The organism is Bacillus sp. 1A, assembly GCF_052682215.1.
This window is the reverse complement of the sequence record NZ_JBQYLZ010000001.1, coordinates 4,480,917-4,496,763: the sequence shown is the minus strand read 5'-3', so window position 1 is coordinate 4,496,763 and position 15,847 is coordinate 4,480,917. Positions and strand designations below refer to the sequence as shown.

Annotated in this window: 14 protein-coding genes; 5 read left to right on the top strand and 9 right to left on the bottom strand. The window is 36.0% G+C overall.

The window, feature by feature from the left end; genetic code table 11:
* Positions 1-139 precede the first annotated feature (139 nt).
* Entirely contained in the window at positions 140-718 is a 579-nt protein-coding gene (locus ACUN0F_RS23030) for a sigma-70 family RNA polymerase sigma factor (RefSeq protein WP_215563114.1), read from the top strand.
* Positions 715-1,395, top strand: a complete 681-nt coding sequence (locus ACUN0F_RS23025) for a DUF3600 domain-containing protein (protein ID WP_264463146.1) — start codon at positions 715-717, stop codon at positions 1,393-1,395. The genes ACUN0F_RS23030 and ACUN0F_RS23025 overlap by 4 nt, the downstream gene beginning before the upstream one ends.
* Before the next feature lie 54 nt (positions 1,396-1,449).
* On the opposite strand, the gene ACUN0F_RS23020 is transcribed toward ACUN0F_RS23025, so the two are convergent.
* The 4 genes from ACUN0F_RS23020 to ACUN0F_RS23005 form a co-directional block, all read right to left on the bottom strand.
* Positions 1,450-1,695, bottom strand: a complete 246-nt coding sequence (locus ACUN0F_RS23020) for a hypothetical protein (RefSeq protein ID WP_445540240.1) — start codon at positions 1,693-1,695, stop codon at positions 1,450-1,452.
* A 153-nt stretch (positions 1,696-1,848) separates the two neighbouring features.
* Positions 1,849-2,283, bottom strand: a complete 435-nt coding sequence (locus tag ACUN0F_RS23015) for a hypothetical protein (protein WP_445540239.1) — start codon at positions 2,281-2,283, stop codon at positions 1,849-1,851.
* 112 nt (positions 2,284-2,395) lie between these two features.
* The gene (locus tag ACUN0F_RS23010; RefSeq protein WP_445540238.1) at positions 2,396-3,340 is read right to left on the bottom strand and encodes an MBL fold metallo-hydrolase; all 945 of its coding nucleotides are present in this window, start codon (positions 3,338-3,340) and stop codon (positions 2,396-2,398) included.
* 95 nt (positions 3,341-3,435) lie between these two features.
* Entirely contained in the window at positions 3,436-3,645 is a 210-nt protein-coding gene (locus ACUN0F_RS23005; protein ID WP_060488575.1) for a DUF3925 family protein, read from the bottom strand.
* A gap of 224 nt (positions 3,646-3,869) precedes the next feature.
* Here ACUN0F_RS23005 and bsaA point away from each other — a divergent pair, with 224 nt between their 5' ends.
* Positions 3,870-4,352 carry a glutathione peroxidase gene (gene bsaA, locus ACUN0F_RS23000; RefSeq protein WP_000219425.1) on the top strand — a complete coding sequence of 161 codons (483 nt, stop codon included), beginning with the start codon at positions 3,870-3,872 and terminating at the stop codon, positions 4,350-4,352.
* 83 nt (positions 4,353-4,435) lie between these two features.
* On the opposite strand, the gene ACUN0F_RS22995 is transcribed toward bsaA, so the two are convergent.
* The 5 genes from ACUN0F_RS22995 to ACUN0F_RS22975 form a co-directional block, all read right to left on the bottom strand.
* The gene (locus tag ACUN0F_RS22995; RefSeq protein WP_445540237.1) at positions 4,436-6,664 is read right to left on the bottom strand and encodes a transglutaminase TgpA family protein; all 2,229 of its coding nucleotides are present in this window, start codon (positions 6,662-6,664) and stop codon (positions 4,436-4,438) included.
* Complete coding sequence (locus tag ACUN0F_RS22990; RefSeq protein WP_445540236.1) at positions 6,661-7,875, bottom strand: DUF58 domain-containing protein; 1,215 nt, start codon at positions 7,873-7,875, stop codon at positions 6,661-6,663. The genes ACUN0F_RS22995 and ACUN0F_RS22990 overlap by 4 nt, the downstream gene beginning before the upstream one ends.
* Positions 7,875-8,837, bottom strand: a complete 963-nt coding sequence (locus ACUN0F_RS22985) for an AAA family ATPase (RefSeq protein WP_445540235.1) — start codon at positions 8,835-8,837, stop codon at positions 7,875-7,877. Before ACUN0F_RS22985 ends, ACUN0F_RS22990 begins: the two co-directional genes overlap by 1 nt.
* Positions 8,838-9,243: 406 nt before the next feature.
* Positions 9,244-9,585: a hypothetical protein gene (locus ACUN0F_RS22980; protein WP_445540234.1), complete on the bottom strand. Its 342-nt coding sequence runs from the start codon at positions 9,583-9,585 to the stop codon at positions 9,244-9,246.
* A 117-nt stretch (positions 9,586-9,702) separates the two neighbouring features.
* Positions 9,703-10,203, bottom strand: coding sequence for a hypothetical protein (locus ACUN0F_RS22975; protein ID WP_445540233.1), 501 nt, complete (start codon positions 10,201-10,203; stop codon positions 9,703-9,705).
* Positions 10,204-10,679: 476 nt separating this feature from the next.
* Between ACUN0F_RS22975 and ACUN0F_RS22970 the strand changes: the two genes are divergently transcribed.
* Both ACUN0F_RS22970 and narH read left to right on the top strand, forming a co-directional pair.
* Positions 10,680-14,363: a nitrate reductase subunit alpha gene (locus ACUN0F_RS22970; protein ID WP_445540232.1), complete on the top strand. Its 3,684-nt coding sequence runs from the start codon at positions 10,680-10,682 to the stop codon at positions 14,361-14,363.
* Entirely contained in the window at positions 14,353-15,828 is a 1,476-nt protein-coding gene (gene narH, locus ACUN0F_RS22965) for a nitrate reductase subunit beta (RefSeq protein ID WP_445540231.1), read from the top strand. Before ACUN0F_RS22970 ends, narH begins: the two co-directional genes overlap by 11 nt.
* Positions 15,829-15,847 lie beyond the last annotated feature (19 nt).

Here is a 15,847-nt window from a genome sequence, read left to right as displayed (position 1 = left end):
ATAGTTATGCAAGGTTATAAGTGAAGCTTATGAACTCATTGAATCATTATATTAATTTATATAAAAAACTTTTTAAAAAAATCGAACGAAATATAAATTACTTGCCAATATATTGTGTAAGACAAAGGAGGGCTGGTATATGAAGAGTGAAATAGATTACGTACATTTAATTCAATTAACTTTATCAGGCAATAAAGAAGCGTATAGCGAGTTGTATGATGTGACGATTCAAGAAGTATATAAAACAGCACATTTTTTGATTGAAGATAAAACGGATGTAGATGATGTCGTTCAAGAAATATACATACAGCTATATGAATCGCTTCGTAAGTATGATAGCGAGAAGCCATTTCGTCCTTGGCTAATTGGACTTGCGATTAAACAAATTCACTCTTATAGAAGAAAGAGGTGGATGCGACTACGAATTATAAAAAAAGCAGAAGAGCAAAGAAAACCAGTACAAATTGATTTTTCTAATGATCTTATAAGTAAAATATCAAACCAAAAACTAATCGAACTTATTCATAAATTACCGTATAAATTAAAACAAGTTATTATCTTAAGATACTTACACGATTACTCTCAAGAAGAAGTAGCACAAATATTACATATTCCAATTGGTACTGTGAAATCTAGAATTCACGCAGCATTAAAAAAACTACGTCAAAAAGAGCAAATAGAAGAAATCTTTTTAGGAGAGGTAGGGAATGTGAAATGAGTTTAGATTATAGAGTTAGAGAATCTATACAAGAAGAAGCAAAGGGGATTGTTGCCCCGCCGGAGTTGAAAGAAAAAGTAATCGTTCAAATAAAAATGAATCAAGGGGGGCGTAAGAGGAAGAAACGCCTTATCGCAGGAGTACTTGCAGCGGCTTTTTTAATCCCGACGACTGGTTTTGCGTATCAATCTATTATGGCAGATGGTATTTACGGATCTTTTGAGAATTTAAAAAAACATGCTGGAACGATGACATTAGAGGCGTACATGCGTTTTAGTGCAAAGCTATCAGAAGCGAAAGATGAAATGGGTACGAAAGAATATGAAGTGTTTACAAAAGAACTAAAGAAATTAACCAATGCAAAGCTTGCGTACGGAGATTCGAACGGTAATATTGATTATGATGCATTATCACCAGCAAAAAGAGAAGAAATGAAAAAGGTAAGTATGGGCCTTCAACCATACTTTGATAAATTAAATGGTCATAAATCAAGTAGAGAAGTATTAACGCAAGAAGAGTTTGATCGCTATATGGAAGCTTTAATGACACATGAAATAGTACGAGTGAAGACAAAATCAACCGGTGGGATGAAAGTAGAAGAAGTACCTGAGGTATATAAAGAAAGATTTATGAAAGCAGAGCAGTTTATGGAGTATGTAGACGAAAAGGTGAGATAAGTAAAAAAGCTCAGAGTCTAAGCTCTGAGTTTTTCTTATTGAAACGTAAATATATTAACCACCTATGCCTTTTGCTAGCAATAGGAAATATGCAACTACTAGTATTAGTCCATTTAATACTGTACCAACTATTCCGAATAACCAATTTTTTGATGCTATCGCAAAAATAATGCCGAGTAATGAGAGAATAACTAGTATGGAAATAACTAAAGTTAAATTTGCATTAGGCCCTCTTAAAATAAAGAAAGAACATATGCTTGCGAGAAACATTAGACACGAGAATCCAAAAAATCTATACATAATAATTCTCCCTTGATTAAAATGTCTTTTGACTTAGTACGTGATTCCTTTTAGTTTAACATAAATTTCCTTTTATCGTGTATAGCGACTTTTACAAGTAATATTGCATTTATAAATAAACCGCCGAAACCAATGACATTTAAGTATTGGTTATCAATTATATTTTTTCATATTTGCAATATCTTTTTGTATAAAACAATCTAAAAGAGAATAGCCAGCTATTAAACTTATTATAGTAACAAAAGTTGTATTTATAAGAATAATATTAGCTAAATAAGGTAGGTATTGGCCAACTGGCGAAAAGAGTAGAGCTGGAGAAAAGGAAATGAATAGCGTAGGCAACGTAATAGCGATAAATTTATCCGGTTGAAAGCGCCAGTTTTGTTTACTCGTTTCGCGATTAATAGATTGAAGGAATCGTAATAAAATGCCAACTATAAGAGGGAAGAGTGTAAAGTAGAATAATCTTGGATAAACGTTAAAGTTCGCCTGCGCATCTGTATCTAAATAAAATTGAATTTTCACTCCGACAAATAATAATAAGACGATAAATAATGTGAAGCAGAGGTATAGCATCACTTTTTGCATTGCATTCCACCATCCTTTACTCAAAATATATTCAAAAAAAGAAGAGATATACAATAACTACTGTTGTATATCTCTTCTTTTACGGTTATTTAATAGTGGAGTTTGCTTTTTCTTACTTCGTGAAATAATCAATAATGCCCATAGCGCTAATTTCTATATCTAGATGTAAAATGTTATAAACGGAATGATCTGATGGAACGTTTACCTTTGTAAGGTGAGAAGAGATCTTATCCATTAATATAGTTTGTAAAGCTTTAGTCGCTTCATCGAAATCATTATACTGTTCAAAGACCTCTTTACCAGTATGAACGAAAATAGGTAGCCAATGTTCCAGTTGGTTATATACTTCTGTAACATTAGAGGATGCACCGTAATGACCGAAATAAATAGTATCTACATTCATACTTTGAATGTGATTTTTAGAAGCAATCATCGCATCTGGTTGGAATTGTGAAGGGGACGTTGATGGTAAATATAGTTCGACACCAAGGTCTGCGAGTTCTCTATAATAAATTCCAATTGTATCGCCAGTAAAAATGCCGTTTGTTAATGAATCGTGAATGCTAATATGGTGTTTCGCATGTCCCGGTGTATCGTAAAATGTAAGTGTACGGTCTGCGGCAATTTTTAACGTATCACCATTTTGTACAATACGAACACGTTCTTCTTCTATAGGAAGAATTGGATCAAATAGTTTATCGAATTCTTCTTTGTATACAGCTTTTGCGCCTAAAATGAGTTTTGTTGGATCAATCATATGACGAGCACCGCGAGAATGCGCATATAAAGTAGCGTTTGGACATCTTTCCATCATTAAACCAGCAGCCCCGGCGTGATCTAAATGAACATGTGTAACGATAATGTTTTTAACTTCGTTTAAATCAATATGTAATTGTTGTAAGCCGTCTAAAATATAAGGAAGAGAAGGGGCTGCACAAGTTTCAATTAAAGTAATATCGTCACCTAATAAAACGTACGTACCAGTTCGTTCACTATGTTGTAAATCAAAATCATCAATAAGATATAGGTGAGAAGATAATTGCTCTACTTTTTTCATCGTTACCACTCCTTAGTTATTGTATGTTTCTATTATACGCTAAAATAGAAAAAGGCAGAAAACGAAAGCTCGTCTTCTGCCTTTTTAAAGTGTTGTTATTTCATTTGTTCTTTATTGATAGACATAACGAACAGTCCAACTATGCCACCAACGATTGGAAGCATAATCTCTCCTGCTAAATTAAAGTAGGAGCTTAAAAATAAACCATTTACATCGATTACCCAGCCAATCACATACAATAACATCATATATAGTACGAAATAAAACTCGCGATTTGAAATCGTTTCATGTTGTGCAGTTTTCATAATGAACACCATCCTTTTCTTTTATAATGGAATATAAACTGTCACACTTTGTTCACAATTTAATTGTAAAACTTTCCATCATAAAAGTCTAGTAGTTTGTGTCGAATTTTTGAACGGAAATAAAGCGCTATCATATTGGGGTGTAAGTACGTAATAAGAGCTGTATATTCATGAATGTAGTATAGTATAAACATAGAATGATAGTGAAGAGAGGGGTAAGGAAAATGACAGTTTATGATTTTTCAGCTAAAACGATAACAGGAGAAGATAAATCGTTAAAAGATTACGAAGGAAAAGCACTTCTTATTGTAAATGTAGCTAGCAAGTGTGGTTTTACACCGCAATATAAAGGTTTACAAGAAGTATATGATAAATATAAAGACCAAGGACTAGAAATACTCGGTTTCCCTTGTAACCAATTCGGAGGACAAGAACCAGGTACAGAAGCAGATATTACTAGTTTTTGTGAGTTAAACTACGGTGTAAACTTCCCGATGTTTGCAAAGGTTGATGTAAAAGGTGACAAGGCTCATCCTCTGTATACATATATGACAGAACAGGCCCCAGGTTTACTCGGTATGAAAGCAGTGAAATGGAACTTTACTAAGTTTCTAATTGGAAAAGATGGGAAAGTAGTAGGGCGTTTTGCGCCGCAGACGAAGCCGATGGATTTAGAGGTTGAGATTGAGAAGGTACTTGGAGAATAACTAGAAGTTTCACTTTATTAAAAAACGCCTCAAAGAACAATGTAGTTCTTTGAGGCGTTTTCTTTCAACTCACATTATCAAGATTAAATCGCTGAATGGAAGTCATTTGATTTAGGCGGAGAGGCTGCTTTTTTCATAAGAATTTCCCATATGTGTACGGATTTCTTCCATTCTGCTGCGGCCTGTCCTTTTTGATACATAGCGTTCTCATAACTGAAAGTAAGTTGTTGCATATGAGCCGAGTTGTAAAGTGTATCAATGTGGAGAGCATATTCTCGGAATGTTTGACTTTCCCCTCGTGGTATACCAATTCTGCCAAATTGTTTTAAAAGTGCACCGTAAGCTTTGCTATAAACAGCATCATCTTTTCGGTATTTATAGAAAAGAATGATAAAAAATGTAATCCATTTCATTCTAGTAGCGAAGAGAATGTATCCTATAATACTAATTAACATCGAAGAGAGGAATACGTACCACCAAAAAAATCTATTTTTAGCATTTGTAATCTTTTTAGTAGGAGCTTCTTCTGTATCTTCTATTAAACTTTTGAGCTTTGCTTCATTGTTTCTTTGGTGCATTTGCGCATTTTGAGAATTAGTTTCTGCGCTATTTTGTATAGTAGGAGCAGGCGTATTATTTGTAAAGTTATATGGATTGGTAAATCCTTTTGTTGGTTCGAATGGAATCCATCCGTATCCAGGGAAATATACTTCGACCCAAGAGTGTGCGTTATCGTTCGCGATTTTATAAACATCCTCACCTTCTGCAGAGGCAAGCGTATTATCAAGAGTTCCTTCTGTATAACCTTTTACCCAGCGAGCAGGAATCCCAGCAGAACGAAGTAACACAATCATAGACGTCGAGAAATTATTACAGTAGCCGCTTTTTGTATCGAAAAGAAATTGATCTACATAATCTTGGTTTTTGGCAGGGAACGACACATTCATTGTTTCATATACGAAAGAATGGTCGGTGAAGTAGTTTTCAATAGCTAAAACTTTATCATATCGGTTGTCTTTATCATTTGTTAGATTAACAGCTAAGTCTCTGACTCGCTGCGGTAATGATTCGGGAAGTTGCGTGTACTTTGTCATGAAATAAGGATTTGTTTCTTGGCCTTCATTCGTGTTTACAGCTTTCAAGTTTTCTATGGAAAACTCCGGGATCTCATATGTTACTTTATATGAATGTAAAGTAGTAGAAGAATCTCCTTCCATCGTATAGATTTTTTCTGAAAAGGGGTCAACACTGTATGATACATTAGATGAAGCCTCGACAGATACTAATCCTGCTGGATAGGTAAGGTGAGGATAACTTTTTTGCATGGTGATTGTTGCCTCAGTGGCCTCCGTTTTTGTATTTTGTTCGTACCAGCTCACGACGTCGTTTTTATTTTTAAAAGAAACCTTTTTTTGATTTTCAGAAACTTCCCAGCCTTTTCCTGTATAAAAATCTTTCGTTTCGACTCTCCAATATTGTTTGTTTTGCGTTTGTGCTGTGAAAACAATTGTCGGATCTGCCTTAAAAGGACCGCCTAATCGCGAGTCATCTAAACCATACCCAATTTTAGAAACTTCTTGTTTTTTACTTGCTTCGGATGTGTTGAATTTTAAAAAATCCATTGGGTTTGGCCATTGAGGGCCAAATTTTGGAGCGAAGTATGCGATCGTTGCTGACAATACAATAAATATTGTAAGAGGTCTAAGTAATTTTGAGATTTCTCTAGCAAAATTTTGTAGGTGTTCCATCTCTTTTATTCGTTCTATTCGAAGAAGACTAAGCATAAAAAAGCCGATGACAACAGTACGAATAATAGCGTAGTTTGCAGTGTATAAATGTAAGTTATGAAAAGTGGTGATATAAATAATAGTCAATATAAGAAATAACAACCCACGTTTTTTATGAATCATCCAAAAAGAGATGAAAGCACTCAAAAACCAAAAGGATAAAAAAAATAAAAGTGTTGGAAAAACTGGAGAGATATCCAGCAAATTCCCCTGAAATAACAAGGAGGAATTTCGAGAAATATCAGTGAAAAATTTCGTTAGCCAAGATGGATTTATAAAAACATTTTTATAATATAGGAAATGAATGATGAATAAAATCGTGACGATCTTTATTGGAATCTGCCATTTTATTTGAAAAAAAGAGAGAGTGAAGCAAATCCCTATAAATATTACGAAAACATCTAATCTACCTACGTTTGTAATACCTACGAGCGGCCTTAGCCATTCTAGTAAAAGTAGAAATGCGCATGCATGCATGAAAAATCTAGTCATATCCAATTGTTTTTTTGCCTGTAATGTTATCATTTGCTCACCTCAAAAAACACGGTTGTATACTGGTTTCCATAAACCACATTTACAAATATTTGTCGTTTTTGTAGAGTTTCTAGAATACTAAGTTCTCGGTGTGAGAGTTGATTTGCTTTTTCTTTTACGACAAACACCATTAATTTTCTATTTTTTATAGCAGCAAAGTCAGCCGCCTTTTGAATATCGGAGGAAAGATCGCTTGTCACGAGTATAATCGTGACGGGCTCATAAATTTTTCTTAATTCCATTTCTACACTCCGGGAGAGCGGGAATACACTATCTGCGTGTACTTTCGCTAAATGACAAAAGATTTGATGCAACTGACTATCCCCATTGTCTAAAGGGAAAAAAGTTCGTTCTTTTCCGATAGATACGAATGACGCCGGTGAATTTTGCTTCAAGACAGACCTGACAATAGAGGCAGTAAATGTGACGACTGATTCGAATAGAGGGGATGGGGTTCTGTCCATGAATATCATAATATTATGGCTGCGCTGTTGTTCAAACTCTTTCGTCATAATGTTGTTTGTTCGTGCAGTTGCTTTCCAATCAATCCATGAAAAGCGGTCACCAGGTTTATAGTCTCTCACACCGACAGAAATGGTAGAGTCTTTTACTAAATTTATATTTGCTGAAAGTGCTCCTTGTTCGAAATGATTTTCCATTTGTCGATATGTTATATCTACATACTGAGGGTAGACTAAAAATGTATCTGGAACTGAAAAAGTTACTTCTTTCTCCATCATACCGAATAGATCGCCAGTTTTGACACGTACGCTTGAAAAAGAGTGCTCTCCTCTAGGGATTGTGTCAATTGCATATTGAAACGAAATATTTCGTTTCAATCCTGGAAAGAGTATTGCCTTATTTACTTTCGTTTGTTTACAATTTGTGAATTGTAATGGCAGTTCATCTTCTATAATTAAATAAAGTAAGGGAAATGGAAAACTTCTTTTTATTGTAATCGTGCTTAAAAATGGTTCTCCTGCTACATATTCGTCTTGATTTGTTCTTCGTTTTACCTCGGCGTTCCGTAAAGCAAAGAAGGGAAGCAATAGTGAATAAAGGCCAATAGGAATCGCACTGTAAAACAAAAACCAACTTACAAATCCTCCTTGAAGCATAGCGTATACAAATGTTAAGACTAGGCATAACGGAATGAGTGATAACTTAATAAAATGATAGAGTGCTCGTAGTATCCGTTTCATTAAAGGTTCATCTTCCTTTGAGTAGGTACGGTAGTTCGCGCAACGATTTTTGCGATAACTTGTTCTCCTGTAATTCCTTCAAATTTTGCTTCCATTTTTAGAATGAGTCTGTGAGCCAATACGTAAGGAGCTAAAAATTTAACATCGTCTGGAATAACATAATTTCTACCATGGATGAATGCATAAGCTTGTGAAGCTTTCATTAAAGCAATCGAGCCACGTGGACTTGCACCTAGTTGTATAGAACTATAAGAACGAGTCTGACTAACAAGCTTTACAATGTAATGCTTGATTGCTTTGTCCATGCTTATTTCCCGTACGCTCTGTTGTAAATAAAGTAATTCTTCTATTGTTGTAATAGCTTGTAAATGGGAGAGGGGATTTGTTTTTTCCATCCTGTTTAAAATTTCAAATTCTTCTTCTGGTGTAGGATATCCCATTTTTAGCTTCAATAAGAAACGATCGAGCTGTGCTTCTGGTAAAGGATATGTTCCCTCATATTCGACCGGATTTTGTGTAGCCATTACAAAGAACGGTTTTGGTAACGGTCTTGTCATGCCATCTATTGTAATATTGCCTTCTTCCATACTTTCAAGTAAGGCAGACTGTGTTTTTGGAGATGTACGATTAATTTCATCAGCAAGTATAAAATTCCCCATGATTGGTCCAGGCTTGAACTCAAATTGGAGCTCTTTCGGATTATAAATAGAAACTCCAGTTACATCTGACGGCAGTAAATCAGGTGTAAATTGAATGCGCTTGTAATCAGCATCAATTGATTTAGAAAGTGCACGTACTAACATTGTTTTCCCAACGCCAGGCACATCTTCTAATAGTACATGACCATCAGCTAAGAGAGCTGTCAAAGCTAAGATCGTTTCTTTTCGCTTTCCGACCATTAACTTTTCAATATTGTTAATTATTTTTTCTATAATGGGATGTAATGAATCAAGCTGGTGCATCGTAATCCTCCTAATTTTATTATCGTTTTCTAATCTATTTAGTGAAAAAATAGAATGACTCCATCTAATTGCGGGCAGTAAAGATTCTATCTTTAATTCTGAGAATATTCAGATTATTTATCGCGATTACATCTAGTATAATTGTTTCCGTAACTTAGGGCAATATGGTAAATAATGATTTCTCGTTTTATGTGAAATACGTTTTGATATAGAATAGTATCGTCGGTAAAAGTAGAAGAGGGGAAGGAAAGGAAAGATTGACCTCAATGAGCAAAATAAATAGCGTAGGAAACCCTACGTGTAAAGTTTGGAACATATATTAATACGCCTTGTGATTAAAATGTATATGAATAAAATAAAGTCGGCTTCACATGAAGAGGCCATCTATTTAAATTAATACACTCCTTTATTTTTTATCTTTTTTATATTCTTTTCGTTTATTTAACCAAATATGAATCAATTCTACCAATTCCATTGTTTCAATCTCACAATATTCTCCTTTCCCATCTTCGGCTAAATTGTCTAACACAGTAGTTGTGTCGTGCCGGATTTCTAAACCGCAAATGTTGCCATTTACTACTACATAATTTTTTTCTCCGTTTAAAACACTATGTATTTCTTCTAAAATCCAATCTCCAAAAGCTGCAACTTCAATTCCTAAAAAAGTTTCAACAAGTTTTATTTCTTGAGGAAGTCTCATAACTAAATCACTACTGTTAAGTACTTCAAAACTATATGGATATTTCATGACTATTTTACTCCTTTATTTCTGGCTTTAGTGACTCTATTTACTTTTCTATTAATCTCATAAGCTCTATTAAGGTAATAAATTCTTATACTATCATTACTCTTGTCTTACTTACATTTATAGTAAAAGTAGATTGTTATTAAACTTATTTATCCAATATCTCTCTGATGTAGGTATGAGTTCAGTGAAATCTTCATATGTACCTATCCAATCTTTTGGTACATAGTTTTCGTATGATGCCGGTTCTGGAAACATTGAATATAGTATTTTATTATCAAAGTTAATTAATAAGACTGGACTATAATCTAATAGATCTTCTCCTGCCTTCTTCCTTTTAATATTTTCAAGTAGTAAATAATTTAATTCTTCTTTAGTTGTTTTATATTGATTAATCCTTACTAAAAATACTTCTACATTTTCATGATCTAATACTTTTATTTCATTTCTTTCTTCCGTTTCATCATTATCTTCAATGCTTATACCTAAATTTTTATATGCATTATCTAATTTATTATAATCTAAAAACCATAGTTCTTTATCTGTTACATACCACCTAAACTCATTTTTATATATGACGGCTACTATAATGTTTTCTGCATAAAGCGGTTCTAATATCATAATCTACTCCTTTTATTATTATCTTAATATCCTGCCATTCTGGTGTATTCTTCTCTTCATTCAATCCAAGTTGCTGGCAAATCATATGGATTTCCTGGCGTTTTTGGTTCAACTATTTTCAGGATATTTACCCTTAGTATGGTGGATTGAAAGTATTTTATTTTCATTTATAAACTTATCTTACGATTTAGGCAAATCAAATTTAACTATTCCCAAATTACTTCCGCTATTATATAAGAAATTTTTTGTACGCTCAGTTTAATCTGTACTACATCTTAAACTTTGCTAGAAGCAAGGAAGTAATTTAACAGTCAGTGAAGTATGTGAACCCTCCACAATGATTAGATTTTCACTTTTTTATATTTGTTCCGGAATTTTTGACAATCTCTTGAACTGTGCGAAATGTCACATCTGTATTTTACAACCTCTCTTATAGTAAGGGTATGTAAGAGAGACGTATTAAAGGAGTGAACAATATGAAGAAGAAACCTTCAGCACTAATGAGACGTTTAAAATATTTTTCACCAATAGATCGTTATAACGATAACCATACACAAGAAACATATGAAGATCGCGAATGGGAAAATGTGTACAGAAAGCGTTGGCAGCATGATAAAGTAATTCGTTCTACACATGGCGTGAACTGTACTGGTTCATGTAGTTGGAACATTTATGTGAAAGATGGAATTGTAACTTGGGAAGGGCAGGAGCTTAATTATCCGACTACAGGTCCTGATATGCCTGATTTTGAACCGCGAGGATGTCCGCGTGGAGCAAGTTTTTCTTGGTACATTTATAGCCCGCTTCGTGTGAAATATCCGTATGTACGTGGTGTTCTTTGGAGTATGTGGCAAGAAGAATTACAAAATAACGAGTCACCACTAGACGCTTGGAAAAGCATTGTGGAAAACCCTGAAAAGGCACGTACGTATAAGCAGGCACGTGGTAAAGGGGGATTCATTCGTGCGAATTGGGATGAAGTGTTACAACTCGTTTCAGCTTCTTTACTTTACACAGTAATAAAATACGGTCCAGACCGAAATGTTGGTTTTTCACCAATTCCAGCTATGTCGATGTTAAGTCATGCAGCTGGTAGCCGCTTTATGCAACTTATGGGTGGACCAATGCTTAGTTTCTATGATTGGTATGCAGATTTACCACCAGCTTCTCCTCAAATTTGGGGCGATCAAACAGATGTACCAGAAAGTAGTGACTGGTATAACTCTGGTTACATTATGACATGGGGTTCAAATGTACCGATGACGAGAACACCAGATGCACACTTTTTAGCAGAGGTTCGATATAAAGGAACGAAAGTCGTTTCTGTCAGTCCTGACTTCGCTGAATCTACAAAGTTTGCGGATGATTGGATTAGTGTGAAACAAGGTACAGATGGTGCGCTTGCGATGGCAATGGGGCACGTAATCTTACAAGAATTTTACGTAGATAATCAAGTGGAATACTTCACAAAGTATGCGAAACAATATACTGATTTTCCTTTCTTCGTCACATTGAAACAAAAAGGGGATCAATTCGTTGCTGATCGTTTCTTAAATGCTTCTGATATTGGACGCGAAACGAAGTTAGGAGAATGGAAACCTGTACTTTGGAACGAGAATACGAACGATTTTGCAACACCTCACGGCACAATGGGGTCACGTTGGGATAATGAAAAGAAATGGAACTTACGTTTAGAAGATGAAGAAACAGGTGAAAAGATCGATCCACGTCTTTCTTTACTTGGAATGGAAGATAATGTTGGAACTGTACAAATTCCGTACTTCTCTGATGATGGAAACAAAGTATTAGAACGTACAATTCCAGTGAAAAAGGTTATGACAGAAGAAGGCGAAGTGTTCGTTACAACTGTATATGACTTAACGTTAGCAAATTACGGTGTGAACCGAGGACTTGGCGGACAAGAGCCGAAAGACTTCAATGATGACGTACCGTTTACACCTGCATGGCAAGAGAAAATGACAGGAGTAAAACGTGAGCTTATTATTCAAATCGCTCGTGAGTTCGCACAAAATGCTGTTGATACGAATGGTCGCTCAATGATTATTGTCGGAGCAGGTATTAACCATTGGTTTAACTCTGATACGATTTATCGCGCCGTTTTAAATCTTGTTCTTCTCGTTGGGGCACAAGGTGTAAACGGCGGTGGTTGGGCGCATTACGTTGGTCAAGAAAAATTACGACCAGCGGAAGGATGGCAAACAATCGCGATGGCAAAAGATTGGCAAGGGCCACCAAAATTACAAAACGGTACATCTTTCTTCTATTTTGTAACAGATCAATGGCGCTATGAAGATACACCAGTGGGACATTTAGCATCACCAGTGGAAGGCAACTCTCGTTATCAACATCACGGTGATTACAACGTATTAGCGGCACGACTTGGCTGGTTGCCTTCGTATCCGACATTCGAGAAAAATGGGATCGAATTATATAAAGAAGCTGTTGCTGCTGGTGCAACAACGCAAGAAGAAATCGGAAAATACGTTGCACAAAAATTAAAAGATAAAGAACTGAAATTTGCGATTGAAGATCCTGATAATAAAAATAACTTCCCGCGCAACTTATTCGTATGGCGTGCAAACTTAATTTCAAGTTCTGGTAAAGGACACGAATATTTCTTAAAACATTTATTAGGTACAACGAACGGATTAATGAATGACGATAGTGATTCGTTACGACCAGAAGAAATTAAGTGGCATGAAGAAGCACCAGAAGGGAAGTTAGATTTACTCATTAATTTAGATTTCCGTATGGCTGGAACAGCGCTTTATTCTGATATCGTCTTACCTGCTTCAACTTGGTATGAAAAGCATGATTTAAGTAGTACAGATATGCATCCATTTGTACATCCATTTAATCCAGCAATCGGTTCACCGTGGGAAGCACGCTCTGACTGGGACATTTTCACTTCTCTTTCTAAAGCTGTGTCAGATTTAGCGAAGAAAATCGATCTTGAACCAATGAAAGAAGTTGTTGCAACACCACTTCTTCACGATACACCACAAGAATTAGCGCAACCACTTGGCAAGATTAAAGATTGGAGCAAAGGCGAGTGTGAACCGATCCCAGGTAAAACGATGCCACAAATTCATGTTGTCGAAAGGGATTATAAAACGATTTATGACAAAATGACTGCGCTAGGACCAAATACCGGAAAACAGCCGATTGGTACGAAAGGGATTTCTTGGTCTGCGGAAAAAGAATATGAGCAATTAAAGAGTCGATTAGGGGTCGTTCGAACGGATTCTATTGCGAAAGGTTGCCCTGACATAAAAGAAGCAATTAATGCTGCTGAAGCGGTATTAACACTTTCTTCTACAACAAACGGTCATATGGCTGTAAAAGCATGGGAAGCACTTGAAAAACAAACGGATTTAAAACTACGTGATTTAGCAGAAGAACGTGAAGAAGAATGCTTCACATTTGAACAAATTACAGCGCAGCCGAAAACAGTAATTACTTCTCCGGCATTTACAGGTTCAGAAAAAGGTGGACGCCGTTATTCACCATTTACTACAAATGTGGAACGTCTCATTCCTTGGAGAACGATAACTGGTCGACAATCTTTCTATTTAGATCATGACATGATGAAAGAATTTGGTGAAACGATGGCAACATTTAAACCAATTCTGCAACATAAACCGTTCCGTAAATCACGACCTGAAGTAGAAGGGAAAGAGATTACACTAAACTATTTAACACCGCATAATAAGTGGTCAATTCATAGTATGTACTTCGATTCATTACCGATGTTAACGCTATTTAGAGGTGGTCCAACTGTTTGGATGAATAAAGAGGACGCTGCAGAAGCTGGCGTTGCAGATAATGATTGGATTGAGTGCTTTAACCGTAACGGAGTTGTTGTAGCGCGTGCTGTTGTAACGCACCGTATACCGAGAGGAATGGCATTTATGCATCATGCGCAAGATCGTCACATTAACGTGCCTGGTACGAAATTAACAAGCACCCGCGGAGGAACGCATAATAGTCCAACCCGTATTCATGTGAAACCGACACATATGATTGGTGGATATGGCCAATTAAGCTACGGATTTAACTATTATGGTCCAACAGGGAACCAGCGTGACTTAAACGTTGTAATTCGCAAACTGAAGGAGGTAGATTGGCTTGAAGATTAAAGCACAAGTCGGAATGGTAATGAACCTAGATAAATGCATCGGCTGCCATACTTGTAGTGTAACGTGCAAAAACACCTGGACAAATCGTCCAGGTGCTGAATATATGTACTTCAATAACGTAGAAACGAAACCGGGAATTGGTTATCCGAAGCAATGGGAAGATCAGGAGAAATATAAAGGCGGCTGGGAATTGAAAAATGGTGAAATTCAACTGAAATCCGGTTCAAAAATGAAGCGCCTTATGAATATTTTCCACAATCCAGATCAACCAACAATTGATGATTACTTTGAACCTTGGAACTATGATTATGAAACGTTAACAAATAGTCCACAGCGTAAGCATCAGCCAGTTGCTCGTCCGAAATCAGCAATTACAGGTGAATTCATCGACAAAATTGAATGGGGTCCAAACTGGGAAGATGATTTAGCTGGCGGACATATAACAGGATTGCAAGACCCGAACGTAAAGAAAATGGAAGAAGAAATTAAAACGGATTTTGAAAATGTCTTTATGATGTATTTACCGCGCATATGCGAACACTGTATGAATCCATCTTGTGTATCTTCGTGTCCATCGGGTGCGATGTATAAACGTGAAGAAGATGGGATTGTCCTTGTAGATCAAAATGCATGTCGTGCTTGGAGATTTTGCGTATCTTCTTGTCCTTATAAAAAAGTGTATTTTAACTGGCAAACGAATAAAGCTGAAAAATGCACAATGTGCTTCCCGCGTATTGAAGCGGGTATGCCAACAATATGTTCGGAAACATGTGTAGGACGTATTCGATATATTGGGGTAATGCTATATGACGCTGACAAAATAAAAGAAGCGGCGTCTGTTGAAGATGAAAAAGATTTATATGAATCTCAGCTTACTGTTTTCCTAGATCCAAATGATCCAGAAGTAGCAGCTGAAGCGAAAAAACAAGGGATTCCTGAAGAATGGATTAAAGCGGCACAACAGTCACCAATCTATAAAATGATTATCGATTGGAAAATCGCTCTACCTCTTCATCCAGAGTATCGTACAATGCCAATGGTTTGGTATATCCCGCCGCTTAGCCCAATTATGAACATGGTGGAGGGGAAAGGTAGTAACTGGCAAGCAGAAGAGATTTTCCCTGCTATTGATAATATGCGTATTCCAATTCAATATTTAGCGAATTTACTCACTGCAGGAGATGAATCACATATTCGTCTTACATTGAAAAAAATGGCTGTTATGCGAACACATATGAGAGCATTGCAAATTAATAAAGAACCAAATGAATCGGTATTAAAAGAACTTGGCTTAACGAAACAGGATGTAGAAGATATGTATCGTCTTCTTGCTATCGCGAAATATAAAGATCGCTTCGTCATTCCGGCCACTCACCGCGAGCAAGTTGCAGATTTATATAGTGAACAAGGAAGTTGTGGTTTATCATTCGCAGGTGGTCCAGGTTCTTGTATGACAATTTCTTAAATAATGGGGGCGGAAAAAT

What these genes read in the sequence shown, in the direction of transcription:
- ACUN0F_RS23030 (WP_215563114.1), top strand. Translation starts at nt 140, where the DNA reads ATGAAGAGTGAAATAGATTACGTACATTTAATTCAATTAACTTTATCA.
- ACUN0F_RS23025 (WP_264463146.1), top strand. Translation starts at nt 715, where the DNA reads ATGAGTTTAGATTATAGAGTTAGAGAATCTATACAAGAAGAAGCAAAG.
- ACUN0F_RS23020 (WP_445540240.1), bottom strand. Translation starts at nt 1,695, where the DNA reads ATGTATAGATTTTTTGGATTCTCGTGTCTAATGTTTCTCGCAAGCATA.
- ACUN0F_RS23015 (WP_445540239.1), bottom strand. Translation starts at nt 2,283, where the DNA reads ATGCAAAAAGTGATGCTATACCTCTGCTTCACATTATTTATCGTCTTA.
- ACUN0F_RS23010 (WP_445540238.1), bottom strand. Translation starts at nt 3,340, where the DNA reads ATGAAAAAAGTAGAGCAATTATCTTCTCACCTATATCTTATTGATGAT.
- ACUN0F_RS23005 (WP_060488575.1), bottom strand. Translation starts at nt 3,645, where the DNA reads ATGAAAACTGCACAACATGAAACGATTTCAAATCGCGAGTTTTATTTC.
- bsaA (WP_000219425.1), top strand. Translation starts at nt 3,870, where the DNA reads ATGACAGTTTATGATTTTTCAGCTAAAACGATAACAGGAGAAGATAAA.
- ACUN0F_RS22995 (WP_445540237.1), bottom strand. Translation starts at nt 6,664, where the DNA reads ATGATAACATTACAGGCAAAAAAACAATTGGATATGACTAGATTTTTC.
- ACUN0F_RS22990 (WP_445540236.1), bottom strand. Translation starts at nt 7,875, where the DNA reads ATGAAACGGATACTACGAGCACTCTATCATTTTATTAAGTTATCACTC.
- ACUN0F_RS22985 (WP_445540235.1), bottom strand. Translation starts at nt 8,837, where the DNA reads ATGCACCAGCTTGATTCATTACATCCCATTATAGAAAAAATAATTAAC.
- ACUN0F_RS22980 (WP_445540234.1), bottom strand. Translation starts at nt 9,585, where the DNA reads ATGAAATATCCATATAGTTTTGAAGTACTTAACAGTAGTGATTTAGTT.
- ACUN0F_RS22975 (WP_445540233.1), bottom strand. Translation starts at nt 10,203, where the DNA reads ATGATATTAGAACCGCTTTATGCAGAAAACATTATAGTAGCCGTCATA.
- ACUN0F_RS22970 (WP_445540232.1), top strand. Translation starts at nt 10,680, where the DNA reads ATGAAGAAGAAACCTTCAGCACTAATGAGACGTTTAAAATATTTTTCA.